Source organism: Polyangium fumosum (assembly GCF_005144585.1).
Classification (GTDB): Bacteria; Myxococcota_A; Polyangia; order Polyangiales; family Polyangiaceae; genus Polyangium; species Polyangium fumosum.
Map to the genome: position 1 here is coordinate 18,328 of NZ_SSMQ01000017.1, position 13,067 is coordinate 31,394.

Sequence of the window (13,067 nt, forward strand, 5' to 3'; positions counted from 1 at the left end):
TGTGCCAGAACCCCTTTCAACGCGCGGCGCATTTGGTCTAGGATGCGCGAGCCGGTCTCCTCCATGCTCGTCACAGGCGTCTTGTTCCACGACCGTTACCGCGTCGTCCGCAGCATCAAGTCGGGCGGGATGGGCGCGGTGTTCGAGGTGCACGACGAGCCGACGAACCGAAGGCGGGCCCTCAAGGTCATGCACCCGGCCGTGCTGGAGAATTCGGTGATGCGCGGCCGGTTCGCGCAGGAGGCCACGGTCACGGGGGGGATCGAGAGCGAGCACCTCGTGCAGGTCCTCGACGCGGGCGTGGACACCTCGACGCAGCTCCCGTTTCTCGTGATGGAGCTGCTCGTCGGCGAGGAGCTCGGCGGCATGGTCAAGCGCCGCGGCCCATTGCCCGAGCCCGAGGCCGTGCTCTACCTCTCGCAGGTCGCGCTCGCCCTCGACAAGACGCACGCCGCGAACATCGTCCACCGCGATCTCAAGCCGGAAAACCTCTTCGTCACGACGCGCGACGACGGCCGATCCTGCGTGAAGATCCTCGACTTCGGCGTCGCCAAGGTCGCCGTCGCGACGACCCTCGCGCACACGACCGCTGTCGTCGGTACGCCCCTCTACATGGCGCCGGAACAAATCAGCGGAGATGCTGGGATCCGGGCTTCGGCCGATATTTATTCGCTGGCGCACGTCGCGTATACCTTGCTCGTCGGCGAGGCATACTGGCGGCCTGAGCTTTTGCAGCTCCCGAGCGTGTATGCGCTCTTCGGCAAGATCATCGCGCCGGAGCTGCCCGAGGCCCCCACGCTCCGCGCGGCGAGGCGCGGCGTCCAGCTCCCCGCGGGATTCGACGACTGGTTTCGGAGGGTCGGCGCGCGTGAGCCCAAGGAGCGGCCCGAGCGGGCGACCACGGCGATCGGGCTCCTCGCCGACCTCTTCCGTGTCCCGCTCAGCGTGCCCCCGTCCGGGCCGATCCTGCCGCTCTCCGAGCTGCCTCCGCCCTCGCAGGCGCCGCGGCGTATCTCCCAGCGCCCGCCCGTCCCGTCCGTTCCCGTACCCCTTCCCATTCCCATCCCTCGCCCGAGCCGCGATCGGCTGCGCGACGATCCGACGCCGCCCCCGAGCGCGCCCGCGCCCGGCAGCCAGAAGCCGCGGTCGCGGTTCAGCGACATCCCCGCGTCGTACGAGCCGACGTTGCGGAGCGAGGTGAAGGGCGTGCTCGACCAGCAAGGGCTCGTCGATATCCTCGAGGTCGAGTATCAATTCAGCGCGAACACGGGCATTCCTTTTTCGGTGCTCCTGTTCCAGGTCCAGGAGCCGCCGCGCGCGGAGGGCCCACGCGCCCGGCCTTTCGCCGGGTGGGGGCTCGAGCGCACGATGGCCGAGCTCATCCACCTCGCCCGCGCGCTCGGCCCGGAGAAATCAACGATTGGTCGCTGGCCAAGCAACACGATCGTGGTCGTCGTCCGGGCCTCGCTCGGCATCACGCTCTCGCCGAGCGAGGCCCGCGACATCCTCGCATTCGTCGGCAAACAGCTCGCGGGCCGGGACGAGCTGCCCGAGATCCGCAGCGGTTATTCGCAATGCTGGCTCACGGACCGGTCGGGCATGGACGCCGTCGACCGCGCCCGCTTCGCCTTGAAGCCCTTCAACCGCTGATCAAGCGCCGGCGGCTGCGTCCATCGCCTGCAAGAGGTCTCCGACCACGTCCTCGGTCTCCTCGATTCCCACGGCGAGCCGCACGAGCCCCGGCGCGATCCCGACCGCGACGAGCTCCTCCGGCCCGAGCTCCGAATAACTCATGATCGCGGGCTGCTCGATGAGCGTCTCCACGCCGCCGAGGCTCGGCGCGATCCGCGCGAGCTTGCACGCGTCCACCACGCGCCGCGCTCCGTCCTTGCCGCCGCGGACCACGAAGGACACGACGCCCCCGCCGCCCGCGAGGTGCTTCTTGGCGATCGCGTGATCCGGGTGGGATTCGAGCATCGGGTAGTAGACGCGCTCCACGGCCGGGTGCGCTTCGAGGGCGCGCGCCACCTCGAGCGCCGTCTGGTTTTGTCGGGCGACCCGGAGCGAGAGCGTCTTCATGCCGCGCCCGATCAGCATCGCCGCGTGGGGATCGGACACGCCCCCGAGCACGTCGCGCGCCTCGTGCACCACGGAGAGCAGCGACGACGGCCCCGACACGCTCCCGCCGAGCACGTCGTTGTGCCCGCCGAGGTACTTCGTCGCGCTGTGCACCACGAGGTCGATGCCCATGGCCGAGAACATGGCATTGATGGGCGTGGCGAACGTCGCGTCGACGAGCGTCTTCGCCCGCGTCTTCTTGCAGATCTCCGCGAGCCGCTCCACGTCGACGCAGCGGAGGTAGGGGTTCGTCGGCATCTCGGTGATCACGAGCCGCGTCTTCGGCCCGATCGCGGCGGCGAGCCCGTCGAGGTCGCCGGGCTCGAGCAGCGTGTGCGACACGCCGAGGCGAGAGAGCATCTTCACCACGAACTGCCGCGTCCTCCGGTACGTGTCGCGGAAGAGCACCACGTCGTCGCCGGCCTTCACGAGCGCGAGGATCGTCGTGGTCAAGGCGGCCATGCCGCTCGGGAAGAGCAGCGCGTCCTCGGTCCCGTCGAGCGCGGCGATGCGCGCCTCGACCTCGCGCACGGTGGGGTTTCCGTAACGCCCGTAGTCGAGCCGCCCGGGGTCCGGATCCTCGCCGCGCATGAACCGCTCGAGGTCGTCCGAGTCGGCGAACGTGTACGTCGCCGTGAGCGCGATCGAGGGCGCGAGCGTGTGGTCCGGTCGATCGACGCGTTCGCCTGCGTGAACGGCGTCCGTGCTGGTCGGGAGGGCGGTTTTCATGGGGGAGTTCAGGGGAACGGCGCCTGTAGCCTCACGTCGGTTCGGAGATCATGGAAGACGATGTCTTGGCCGCCGGAGGGGGAGGCGATTACGTCCGCAAAATCGGAAATCTGGGGATGGGTCCCCGTCTCGAAGAGGATGATCGGGACACCTTGCTCGCGCAGGACCCGTGCGAGCACCATGCAGGCTCGTCGGATCCCATCGGGATCACGGAATGTACGAATCACCTGCAGATCTCCGACGAGGACGCGCCGGATGGACTTGCCCTCGTGGATGGCCTTGTTGCAAAGATCGAGGGTGATCGCGAGGAGCCAGTCCCCGCTGAGGAAGGGTCCTTGACAGTCGACAACGAACCTCCCCTGCTGGGGTTCGTCATCATCTACCGCACGGGTGAAGCTCAGCCGCACGTCGACGCCGGCCTCCTCCGCGTCGCCGATCGACATGGCAGCGCGACGCACACCGTGAGGACCGCTCACGGCCACCACACTACCCCGCAATGCGGGCCAGGCTGCCGGAGGACTCCATCCGGAGCCCCACGCTTGCATCCCCGGTCCCCCCTTGGGCCAGCCTGCGAAGAGGATACCTTTGGCGGTCGTCGACTCATACACCCAAGGACGCGGATAAACCCGAAGGCCACGCGCTGAGCCTATCGTGAAGGAGTGTCCACCCGGCACCGAAGGCCCCAGCCGATTTTTCGAGACGACCATCCGGCGCGCGGCGCGATGCGAAAGATCGTTTGGCGAATCCTCGAGCACCGCTCCCAGCTCGATCACGACGTCCGTCGCGAAGCTCCATGCCGAGTGCCGGTGCTCCATGGTCTCCTCCAGCAGAATGAGGATCATCCCCCGCTCCGCGGCCATCTTGCATAGCTCGTCCGCCAGGATCCGTGGCGCCTGCGCGCCGAGGTTGTATCCATCGGAGAGCGAGTCCACCACCATCACCCGCGGATAACCTCCCGCGCGCGCGATTTCGTCGAGCAGGCCAAGGAGAGCAGCTACGATGCCGTCTTGCTCCTGCCCTGAAGCGCCGATATCGAGTGTTCCGGCGAAGATGTCGCTTCCTCGATCTCCCTTGGGATGTACGGGAAACGGCGCCACGGCGTCTGCTGCGTGCGCATCCGCCAGGATCACGCGCGATTTTGCGTGTTCGCGCAAGATCCCCGCGTACTGCGCGGCGAACTCTGTCGGCAGGACCTCCACGCAGCCGTAAGCAACATCGGTATCCAATGCGCGCGCGAGCGACTCCGCGAGCAGCGTGCCGAACACGGTTTTCCCCGAGCCAGGTGGCCCTCGGAAGAGAATCGTGGTGCTCTCTGCGTGATCCGTGGAGCGTTTCAGGACGTGAATGCCTCCACCGAGGAGCAAATTGAGCCCCGGAATGTCGACCGGTATCGTCCGCGCTTGTATCACGCAGCCCTCACGAGGGAGCGCTTGCGCATCCGGTCGCGGAAGCTCGTGCACACGGGACCCGGCGGCGACGCGTTCTTCGTCCCTGAATGTTTCTCCAGGACCGCCGCGGCCTCTTCCGCCCCGCGCCTCCTCTCCTCCTCTGTCCGATTTCGCAACCCCGCCCTGAGCAGCGCCTCCACGTGCGGCGACCCTGCCCGCGAAAGCCCCGCCGCCGCCAGGTACATGCTCCGCTCCGCCACGCTCGCCCTTGACAACCAGAAACTCGCGTTCACGAGGGACTGTTTGTCCCGCCCGAGCGCCCGGACGAGCTCCTCCTCGGCCACCGCTTCGATCCGCTTCCAGAGCGCGAACGCCTCGTCCGGCGAGCACACCCAGGCGACCACGTCATCCACGCGCTCGCAGCGAAGACGCTCCGAGCGCGGCTCCGTTCCCCCCAGCCAGGCGACGAACTCCTCCACGCATGGCGTACGCGTCTCCGAGGTCTGCGGCGTGAGACGCCACGAGGAGCGCCGCTCGCGGTCCCCCACGATCACGACCCTATCTCCGAACAACGCAGGGACGGAGGAGAGCCGCGTGCCAATCCCGGGAAGCTCGCCCTCCGGGAGAGGCTCGGCGTCGATCTCCACGAGGACCTCTCGTGGAGATCGCTCTCCTTCAAGAACACGTACGAGCCGTCCGTGCTCGTCGGCCAGCACGGGGCCACGGCGCGCAGGCGTTTGCTCCGTACCCACCTTCCCGTGAAACCCGACGACCCGAATCCCGGGCAGGCGGCCATCCGTCCCGAGGCGCAAGACATTCGTACTCATTCGTCTTTCACCAGCTCTCGTAAAACCCTACCTGAATCTTCGTAGAGCGTCTGAGAGTGCGCCGCCACCTCGGGGGCCAGGGTCTCGATCGTCGGCGTCTCTCCGGTGCTCCACCGCAGCTTTTCTGCCACTTCGAGGGCTTGCTGGAGCGCGTCGAACGGCACGTGCAGCGCACGGACGTGCTCGAACGGGAGTCTCCAGGCGATCCGGACCTCCCACGTCCAGGCTCTGCGGTCCCCGCATTCGTTCGGGCCGTACTTCTCCCGCCCGCGGCTGCCGTTGTGTTCGAGGAGCTCGGGAGGATCCAGCCGATCGGGTTCGCCGGCGGCGCACCGATCGGAGGCGGTCTCCAGATACCGATCGGGCGCATCGTAGGCGCGCGAGAGCCATGTAGCGAAGTGCTCCCGCCAGCCGGCGAGCGGTATCATCTGCCGTTCCAGAAACGTCCACCGGGCCTCGATGGATTGCTGGGCCCAGGGCATGAGCTTGGGAGACGGATCTTCGAGCGAGCCGGAGTCGAAGGGGGTCGTGCTGCCCGTACGTCCGTTCTCGGCGGCGGGATCGAAGTAAAGGAGCGCGTCGCCGATGCATTGCTTGCTGTAGAAGCAAGACGGTCCGGCATAAGCGAACACGTGATTTCCCCGAAGCCGGCCGAAATCGTCGTCGGGAATGGCCAAGCCCCGCGCCGCCTTGCTCTCGAGGCCCGACCAGGACGCGCTCCACCCCTCGAATCTCACGCTCACCGGGAAATGAACGAGCGGCATCCGTCCGGCCAGTCGTCTCGCGCAGGCGTCTCGGTCTTCCATCGCGTGTCCTGTGGGGATGCTACCTCAACGTCCCCACGTGCGGAAAGCGCCGAGCCCTCCGGGGCGGCTGCGCCCCGCCGATCCCTCTCCCTGGACGCCTGCACGCGCACCGGACCGGCGCAGAGAGACCTCCCCCCGGGGACGCGCCCCCTCCTGCGCGCCGCAGACATCCATCCGACGTCCCCCCCGAGGACCTCTGCGCCGCGCAGACGTCCTTCCGACCGTGCCCGGGACCGTCTCTGACGTGTGCAGACTGTGCCCAAGCACACCCGCGTGCATCTCTGCACTGCGCAGACGCCCTTCAGATCGTGATCTGGACCGCTTCTGATCCGCGCAGACGCCTCCCCTGCCTCGCTGGGGCATCCTTCTGCGGGCATCCGAGGATGTCCTGGTCGTTCCTGCGGGGGCTTCGAAAGATTGTCACACTTGACGCGTCGGAAAAGTGAGGGATAAAGTTCGCTGCCATGTCTGACGCAGCGTCACGTATGCAGGCCACGCTCGACGAGTACGCGGAGAACATCCAGCGGTTCAAGCGCGGGGAAATCACGCCGGACCAGTTTCGCCCGCTGCGCCTGGGGATGGGCGTGTACGCGCAGCTCGCGCACGTGAAGCACATGCAGCGCATCAAGGTGCCGGGCGGGCGCATGACGGCGGCGCAGCTCGATGCGGTCGCCGAGGTGACGGAGCGCTGGGCGCTCGGGCTCGCGCACATCACGACGCGTCAAGACATCCAGCTCCATCACCTGGAGATCGAGGAGACGGTGGAGCTGCAGCGCGTCCTCGCGAAGGCGGACGTGACCACCGTGGGCGCCTGCGCCGACACGGTGCGCAACGTGACCGCGTCGCACCTCGCGGGCGTGGTCGCGGACGAGGTCTTCGACGTCACGCCACACGCCCACGCGATCACGCAATACTTCCTGTTCCACCCGCACAACCGGAAGCTCCCGCGCAAGTTCAAGATCGGCCTCTCGGGCAGCACGCGCGACCACGCGCAGATCATGATCAACGACCTCGGCCTGCTCGCGCGCGTCACGGACGCGGGGCGCGGGTTCGCGGTGTACGTCGCAGGCGGACTCGGATCGACGCCGGAGATCGCGCACCTCTGGCGCGACTTCGTGCCCGAGCGGGACGTGCTCGCCGCGTGCGACGCGGTGATCCGGGTCTTCTGGCGGGACGGCGAGCGCAAGAACCGCAAGAAGGCGCGCATCAAGTTCCTCCTGCGCAAGCTCGGCGAGGCCGAATTCATGAAGCGGCTCGACGACGAGCTCGCGAAGGTCAAGGCCGAGGAGGGCGCGAAGATCGAGGCGGAGCTCGATCGTTACCTCGGCGAATACAAGGACGAGGAGGCGCCCCCGCCGGCCCCGGGCGGCGAGGCGATCGGCGACGCCGCCTTCGCGCGCTGGAAGAGGACGAACACGCTCGCGCAGACGCAGCCTGGCTACCGGGTCGTAACGGTAAAACTCCCGCTCGGCGACATCACGGCCGAGCAGATGCGCAGGCTCGCGGCGCTCGCGCGGGGCCACGGCAACGGCGAGGTCCGCACGACGAACACGCAGAACTTCGTGATGCGCTTCGTCCCCGAGGGCAACCTCGTGGCCTTGCACCGCGCGCTCTCGCAGATCGGCCTGGCCGAGCCCGACGCCGGGCACATCACGGACATCGTGGCCTGCCCGGGCGCGGACTATTGCTCGCTCGCGATCACGAAGAGCATGGGCGTCGGCGCCCGCGTGCGTGAGCACCTGTCGGAGGGCGGCAACCGCGCCGAGGCCGACGATCTCGTGCAGCAGATCGGCGCCTTCGAGATCAAGATCTCCGGCTGCCCGAACTCGTGCGGCCAGCACCACGTGGCCGACATCGGCATGACGGGGCTGATGGTGAAGGGCAAGGACGGCGTGGAGCGCCCGCATTACTCGCTGCGCGTCGGCGGCGGCTGCGGCCCGGACGCGAAGATCGGCGACCGCCTCGACGGCCGCGTGCCCGAGGAGGAGACGCCCAAGGTGATCGCGGCGATCGCGAGGCATTACGTGCAAGAGCGCGCCGAGGGCGAGAGCTTCCGCGAATTCGTGGCGCGCAAGGGCGCGGGCGACATCGGTCGGATCGGATTCGCGGCGGCGACCGACGTGATCTGACGGGGCGCACCGGCGCGTATCGGCCGGGGGGTCCTCCGTGATAGCTTCGCGGGCCACGGAGGACCTTCCAATGCGTCGAACTCGTCTTGCCTATGCGCTCGTGCTCGCCACCCTCGGCGGGGCCGGGTGTGGCTCGAATCCCGTCATCGAAATCCCCCCGCCGTCCGCGTCGGCCACCGAATACACCCTCGGAGGCACTGTCAAAGGCCTCGAAGGGAAGGGCCTCGTCCTCGAGGTCGCCCTCCCCGACGAGCTCTACTCGACCCTCACGATCGCGGCGGACGGCGAATTCACGTTCAAGCCCGCGCTCGAAGGCGGCGACAGCTACGACGTCACGGTGGCCGTAGCGCCCGGGGATCCTGCGCAGAGCTGTACCGTCACGCGGGGCAAGGGCGTCGTGGCCGGCGCCGACGTGAAGGACGTCGCCGTCGATTGCACGACGCTCCCGCCGAATCCGCGCTGGATTGGGGGCACGGTCTCGGGCCTCGCGGGCACGGGCCTCGTGCTTCAGAACAACGGCAAGGACGACCTCCCCGTCGTGATGGACGGCGCCTTCCAGTTCATGACGCCGGAGACCGACGGCGACACGTACGACGTGACCGTCTCCGCGCAGCCCACGAATCCCGCGCAGACGTGCGTCGTCGAGGCGGGGAAGGGGACCGTCGAGGGCGCCGACGTCACGGGGATCCTGGTGAAATGCACGAACGATCCCCCGGTCTTCAACGTCGATCCGAATACGATCGACGTGACGAACGCGGATCGTTGTGACTTCCTCGACGCCGCCCATTGCCTCTTCCCCTGGCCGAACGACCATTTCACCGTCGCCGACCCCACGACGAGCACGGGCCGCCGCGTCGCGCTCCACCCGATGTCGATGCCCGTCAATGCCGAGGTCGACCTCTCCCCGGCGGTGGGAGCCCCGGCGGGGACCGTCGTGAGCCCCGGCGGGATCGGAATGGATCCGACGGACTGGAACCGCGCCGACGGGTTTTCCCCGGGCCAGATGCTGCTCACGTACGTGCCGGGGCTCGACCTCGGCAAGACCGGGATCGGCCCGATCACGCACATGGAACGCTCGCTCGAAGCCGATTCGCCGCTCGTCGTGGTCGACGCCGAGACCCTCGAACGCCACCTCGTCTGGGGCGAGCTCGATTCGTATGCGACGAGCGACGCGACGCGCGCGCTCATCCTCCGCGCGGGCATGAACTTCCGCGAGGGCCACCGGTACGTCGTGGCGCTGCGCAACTTGAAGGACAGCGACGGGCAGGGGATCGAGGCCTCGGACGCGTTCCAGGTCTACCGCGACGCGATCCCCTCGGACGTGCCGGCGATCGAGGCGCGGCGCGATGCGATGGAGAAGGTCTTCGACGTCCTCGCGGGCGCGGGCGTCGAGCGCAAGGAGCTCTACCTCGCCTGGGAGTTCACCGTGGCCAGCGCGAAGAGCCTCGCCGGCCGCATGCTCCACATCCGCGACGACGGCTTCGAGAAGCTCGGCAATGCCGCGCCCGCGTTCACGATCACGCAGGTCCTCCAGAACCCCGACGCGAACCGCTCGCGCCGCATCACCGGCACGTTCACCGTCCCGAACTACCTGAACCAGGCGAACGGCATCGCGGGCTCGTCCTTCCATTACGCGGAGCCGAACGACGGGTTGCCCGATCAATTCGACGGCAATGGCACGCTCCAGGCGAACTTCATCTGCAACATCCCGCGCGCGGCGCTCCCGGACGGGAACGATCCGACGGCGGCCGTCGTGCCCGGCCGCGCGGCGCTGTATGGCCACGGCCAGCAGGGCGCCGCGAGCCAGGTGAACGGCGGCTCCGCCACGGGCGAGCTTTCGAACGCGTACAACTTCGTGTTCTGCGCGACGGACTTCATCGGCATGTCCACGAGCGACAACGAGAACATCCTGCGGCTCGTCACGCAGTTTGGCAGGATGAACACGCTCGCCGACCGGCTCCAGCAGGGCCTCCTGAACAACCTCTTCCTGGCGCGGCTCATGATCCACCCGCAGGGCTTCATCGCGGACCCGGCGTTCCGCGGCGGCCCGCAAAACCAGCCGCTCATCGACACGAGCGACGTGTTTTATTACGGCATCAGCCAGGGCGGCATCCTCGGCGGCGCGCTCGTCGCGATCTCGCAGGACATCCGCCGCGGCGTGCTCGGCGTCACGGGCATGAACTACAGCGTCCTGCTCGACCGCGCCACGGGCTTCGATCAGCTCCGGGTCTTCTTCGACCAGGCGTACACGAACGAGCTCGACCGGCGGTTCGTCTTCTCGTCCATGCAGATGTTATGGGATCGCGGCGAGACGAACGGGTATGCCTGGCACGTCGGCAACGATCCGCTCCCGAAGACGCCGCCCCACGCGGTGCTCATGCAGAACGCGTTCGCCGACCACCAGGTCACGCAATGGTCGGCCGACATCGAGGCGCGCACGATCGGGGCGGGCATTCACGTGCCCGTCCTGAATCCGGGCCGCTCCATCGACACGACGCCGTATTTCGGCATCGAGCCGCTCGGTAGCTACCCGCACTTCGGCTCGGCCGTCTTCGTGTGGGATACCGGGCCGTTCGACGCCATGCTGAACAAGGGCACGCCGCCGCCGCCCGTCGAGAACAAGCCGCTGCGCGACGGCGTCGATCCCCACGGCGCTCCGCGCGTGCAGCCCGGCGCGCGCCTGCAGATCTCCGAGTTCCTGCGCTCGACCGGCAAGGTCATCGATCCCTGTGGGGAGACGCCCTGCCTCGTGCCTTAGGCGTTTTTCCGTTTCGTCGAGCTTCCGTGATGGGCTAGCCTCGCACTGCGTATTGCCGCGGAGGAGGAAAGCCCGTCATGGATCTCGACACCGTCCTTTCGACCCTGCGCGAGAAGGGCAAACCGAATACGGCCAAGACCTACGCCCGCCACGGCGCGAAGGATCCGACGCTCGGCGTCTCGTACGGTGACCTCGACAAGCTCGTCAAGGCCATCAAGCAGGACCACGCGCTCGCGCTCGTGTTGTGGGCGACCGGCATCCACGACGCGCGCGTGCTCGCCACGAAGATCGCCGATCCGGAGGCGTTCACCGCGGACCAACTCGACGCGTGGCTCGCCGTGGCCCTGGACTACGTGATCGAGGGCGCTGTCGCCACGCTCGCCGCGCGCCGCAAGGACGCGCTTTCGATCGGGCTGCGCTGGATCGAGCTGCCCGGCGAGTTCGCGAGCGCGGCCGGGTGGTTCGTCCTCTCCGGCGTGGCGGCGCGGGGCGATCTCCCCGAGAAAGAGGCGGCGCGCCTCTTGAAGCGCATCGAGAAGAACATCCACGGCGCGCAGAATCGCACCCGCTACGGCATGAACGGTGCTCTCATTTCGATCGGCGGGTACATCGAATCGCTCCGCCCGCAGGCACTCGAAGCGGCGCGCGTGATCGGCAAGGTCGAGGTCGATCACGGAGAGACGAACTGCAAGACGCCCGACGCGGCCGAATACATCGCCAAGATGGCCGCCCATCAGGCGAAACGCGCGGGCGGCGCGAAGTCCGCGGCCCCGAGAGCCGCGCCCGCGAAGAAGGCGCCTGCGAAGAAGACCGCGGTCAAGGACAAACCGAGGGCTTCCACGTCGCGCGGGGCGTGAACGTTCACGCGCGGTCGAGCGCGCGGGCGACGACGCGGTAGTGCTCGAGCATCTCGGCGTACGAGAAATGCGCATTGCGGCCGCTCGGGTTGGGGACCACGAACACCCGCGCGCCGCAGATCTCCTCCGGCTGCTCGCCGCAGGGGATGGGCTCCGAGGCCTTCTTGTTGAAATAACTCCGACAAACCGTGATGCCCACGAAGACCACCATGCGGGGGCGAAACGTCCGGATTTTCGTGGTGAGCGCGCGCCTGCCCGCGTCGTAGTCCTCTCGCCCGAGGTCCATCACGCCGCGCGTCGCGCGGGCGACCAGGTTCGTCAGGCCGAGGCCGTGGTCGAGCAAGCGCGTCTCCTCCTCGGGCTTGAGGCGCCGCGGGACGAGGCCGCTCTCGTGGAGCAACTTCCAGAACGCGTTCGCCGGATTGGCGAAGTTGTGCCCTTTTTGCGCCGAGAGCAGCCCGGGGTTGATCCCGATGAACAGGGCGTCGAGGTTCGGAGCGAGGATGTCGGGGGTGGCTTGCTTGGAGGACGGCATGACGAGAAACACCTCGATTCTAGTCGCTCCGGCAGGTTTGTCCACGGGAAGTGTGATATCGTGGGTCGACCATGCCGCCCGCCCCTCCCGTCCTCGGCCTCGACCTCGGCGCGACCCTCACGAAGATCGCCTTTCGCCAGGGCGACCTTCACACCGAGCGATGGCCCTCGAATGACCTCGAGGCCGTCCGCGCGCGCATCGTCGAGCTTGCTCCCGCGCGCATCGTGACGACGGGTGGCGGCGCGGCCGTGCTCGGCGCGAGCGCGCTTGGCGTGGCCGTGGAGGGCATCTCCGAGTTCGAGGCCTGGTCGCTCGGCGCCGCGGCCCTCGCGGCCGAGGAGGGCATCATCTTGCCCCGACGGCACCTGCTCGTCTCGGCCGGCACGGGGACGTCGGTGCTCGTCGTGGAGGCCGGTTCGGCCGTGCGCGCGGGCGGCACGGGGCTCGGCGGCGGCACGCTCGTCGGGCTCGGCAGGTTGCTCGTGGGCACGGGCTCGTTTGCCGATCTCTCGGCACTCGCGGCGCGCGGCAAGCGCGGGTCGGTGGACCTGCTCGTCGGCGACGTGTATTCGCAGGGCGCGCCCATTCCGGCGTATCTCACGGCGGCCAATTTTGCGAAGCTCGCGTCGACGGAGCCGGCCGACCTCGCGCATGCGCTCGTCGGGCTCGTCGGGGAGAACATCGCGCTCGTGTGCGCGGGGATTGCGCGCCTCGCCGGCGCGGACACGGTCGTGCTCGGCGGCTCTACGCTCGCGGAAAACCCGGCGCTCGTCGAGGTCCTCACGCAGACGCTCGGGTTCACGGGGCTCTCTGCATGTTTTCTCGGACGCGGCGCGTATTGCGGCGCCGTGGGGGCCCTCGTGGCCGGCGAGCGCCTCGCGGAATCCGCCTGAGCGCGGTTGAGCGATACGATGCGCCCC

At 68.4% G+C, this 13,067-nt stretch carries 10 protein-coding genes; 5 read left to right on the forward strand and 5 right to left on the reverse strand.

The features are described 5' to 3' along the window. Positions 1 to 42: 42 nt before the first annotated feature. Positions 43 to 1,650, forward strand: coding sequence for a serine/threonine protein kinase (locus E8A74_RS17875; protein WP_136930232.1), 1,608 nt, complete (start codon positions 43 to 45; stop codon positions 1,648 to 1,650). Here E8A74_RS17875 and E8A74_RS17880 read toward each other — a convergent pair whose 3' ends face one another. The 4 genes from E8A74_RS17880 to E8A74_RS17895 all read right to left on the reverse strand — a co-directional run bounded on the left by E8A74_RS17880 (position 1,651) and on the right by E8A74_RS17895 (position 5,805). Further along, positions 1,651 to 2,847: a trans-sulfuration enzyme family protein gene (locus E8A74_RS17880; protein WP_136930233.1), complete on the reverse strand. Its 1,197-nt coding sequence runs from the start codon at positions 2,845 to 2,847 to the stop codon at positions 1,651 to 1,653. It abuts the gene before it with no gap. A gap of 8 nt (positions 2,848 to 2,855) precedes the next feature. Next, positions 2,856 to 4,112 (reverse strand): hypothetical protein, encoded by a 1,257-nt coding sequence (locus E8A74_RS17885; protein WP_136930234.1) that lies wholly within the window; start codon positions 4,110 to 4,112, stop codon positions 2,856 to 2,858. A gap of 140 nt (positions 4,113 to 4,252) precedes the next feature. After that, positions 4,253 to 5,062 carry a hypothetical protein gene (locus E8A74_RS17890; protein WP_136930235.1) on the reverse strand — a complete coding sequence of 270 codons (810 nt, stop codon included), beginning with the start codon at positions 5,060 to 5,062 and terminating at the stop codon, positions 4,253 to 4,255. Further along, positions 5,059 to 5,805, reverse strand: a complete 747-nt coding sequence (locus E8A74_RS17895) for a hypothetical protein (protein WP_136930236.1) — start codon at positions 5,803 to 5,805, stop codon at positions 5,059 to 5,061. Before E8A74_RS17895 ends, E8A74_RS17890 begins: the two co-directional genes overlap by 4 nt. 527 nt (positions 5,806 to 6,332) lie before the next feature. Here E8A74_RS17895 and E8A74_RS17900 point away from each other — a divergent pair. The 3 genes from E8A74_RS17900 (at position 6,333) to E8A74_RS17910 (ending at position 11,612) form a co-directional block, all read left to right on the forward strand. Further along, positions 6,333 to 7,997, forward strand: coding sequence for a nitrite/sulfite reductase (locus tag E8A74_RS17900; RefSeq protein ID WP_136930237.1), 1,665 nt, complete (start codon positions 6,333 to 6,335; stop codon positions 7,995 to 7,997). A 70-nt stretch (positions 7,998 to 8,067) separates the two neighbouring features. After that, positions 8,068 to 10,755, forward strand: coding sequence for a hypothetical protein (locus E8A74_RS17905; protein ID WP_136930238.1), 2,688 nt, complete (start codon positions 8,068 to 8,070; stop codon positions 10,753 to 10,755). Positions 10,756 to 10,832: 77 nt separating this feature from the next. After that, positions 10,833 to 11,612 carry a DNA alkylation repair protein gene (locus E8A74_RS17910; RefSeq protein ID WP_136930239.1) on the forward strand — a complete coding sequence of 260 codons (780 nt, stop codon included), beginning with the start codon at positions 10,833 to 10,835 and terminating at the stop codon, positions 11,610 to 11,612. Between the two features lie 4 nt (positions 11,613 to 11,616). On the opposite strand, the gene E8A74_RS17915 is transcribed toward E8A74_RS17910, so the two are convergent. Further along, a complete protein-coding gene (locus tag E8A74_RS17915) occupies positions 11,617 to 12,147 on the reverse strand; it encodes a mismatch-specific DNA-glycosylase (protein WP_136930240.1) in 531 nt (176 codons plus the stop codon). A 71-nt stretch (positions 12,148 to 12,218) separates the two neighbouring features. On the opposite strand from E8A74_RS17915, the gene E8A74_RS17920 reads away from it, so the two are divergent. Beyond that, positions 12,219 to 13,040: an acetate and sugar kinases/Hsc70/actin family protein gene (locus E8A74_RS17920; RefSeq protein WP_136930241.1), complete on the forward strand. Its 822-nt coding sequence runs from the start codon at positions 12,219 to 12,221 to the stop codon at positions 13,038 to 13,040. Positions 13,041 to 13,067: the final 27 nt, after the last annotated feature.

Bases quoted from the DNA above. Each gene is read 5' to 3' on its own strand.
- E8A74_RS17875 (WP_136930232.1), top strand. From the start codon at position 43: ATGCGCGAGCCGGTCTCCTCCATGCTCGTCACAGGCGTCTTGTTCCAC.
- E8A74_RS17880 (WP_136930233.1), bottom strand. From the start codon at position 2,847: ATGAAAACCGCCCTCCCGACCAGCACGGACGCCGTTCACGCAGGCGAA.
- E8A74_RS17890 (WP_136930235.1), bottom strand. From the start codon at position 5,062: ATGAGTACGAATGTCTTGCGCCTCGGGACGGATGGCCGCCTGCCCGGG.
- E8A74_RS17900 (WP_136930237.1), top strand. From the start codon at position 6,333: ATGTCTGACGCAGCGTCACGTATGCAGGCCACGCTCGACGAGTACGCG.
- E8A74_RS17905 (WP_136930238.1), top strand. From the start codon at position 8,068: ATGCGTCGAACTCGTCTTGCCTATGCGCTCGTGCTCGCCACCCTCGGC.
- E8A74_RS17910 (WP_136930239.1), top strand. From the start codon at position 10,833: ATGGATCTCGACACCGTCCTTTCGACCCTGCGCGAGAAGGGCAAACCG.
- E8A74_RS17915 (WP_136930240.1), bottom strand. From the start codon at position 12,147: ATGCCGTCCTCCAAGCAAGCCACCCCCGACATCCTCGCTCCGAACCTC.
- E8A74_RS17920 (WP_136930241.1), top strand. From the start codon at position 12,219: ATGCCGCCCGCCCCTCCCGTCCTCGGCCTCGACCTCGGCGCGACCCTC.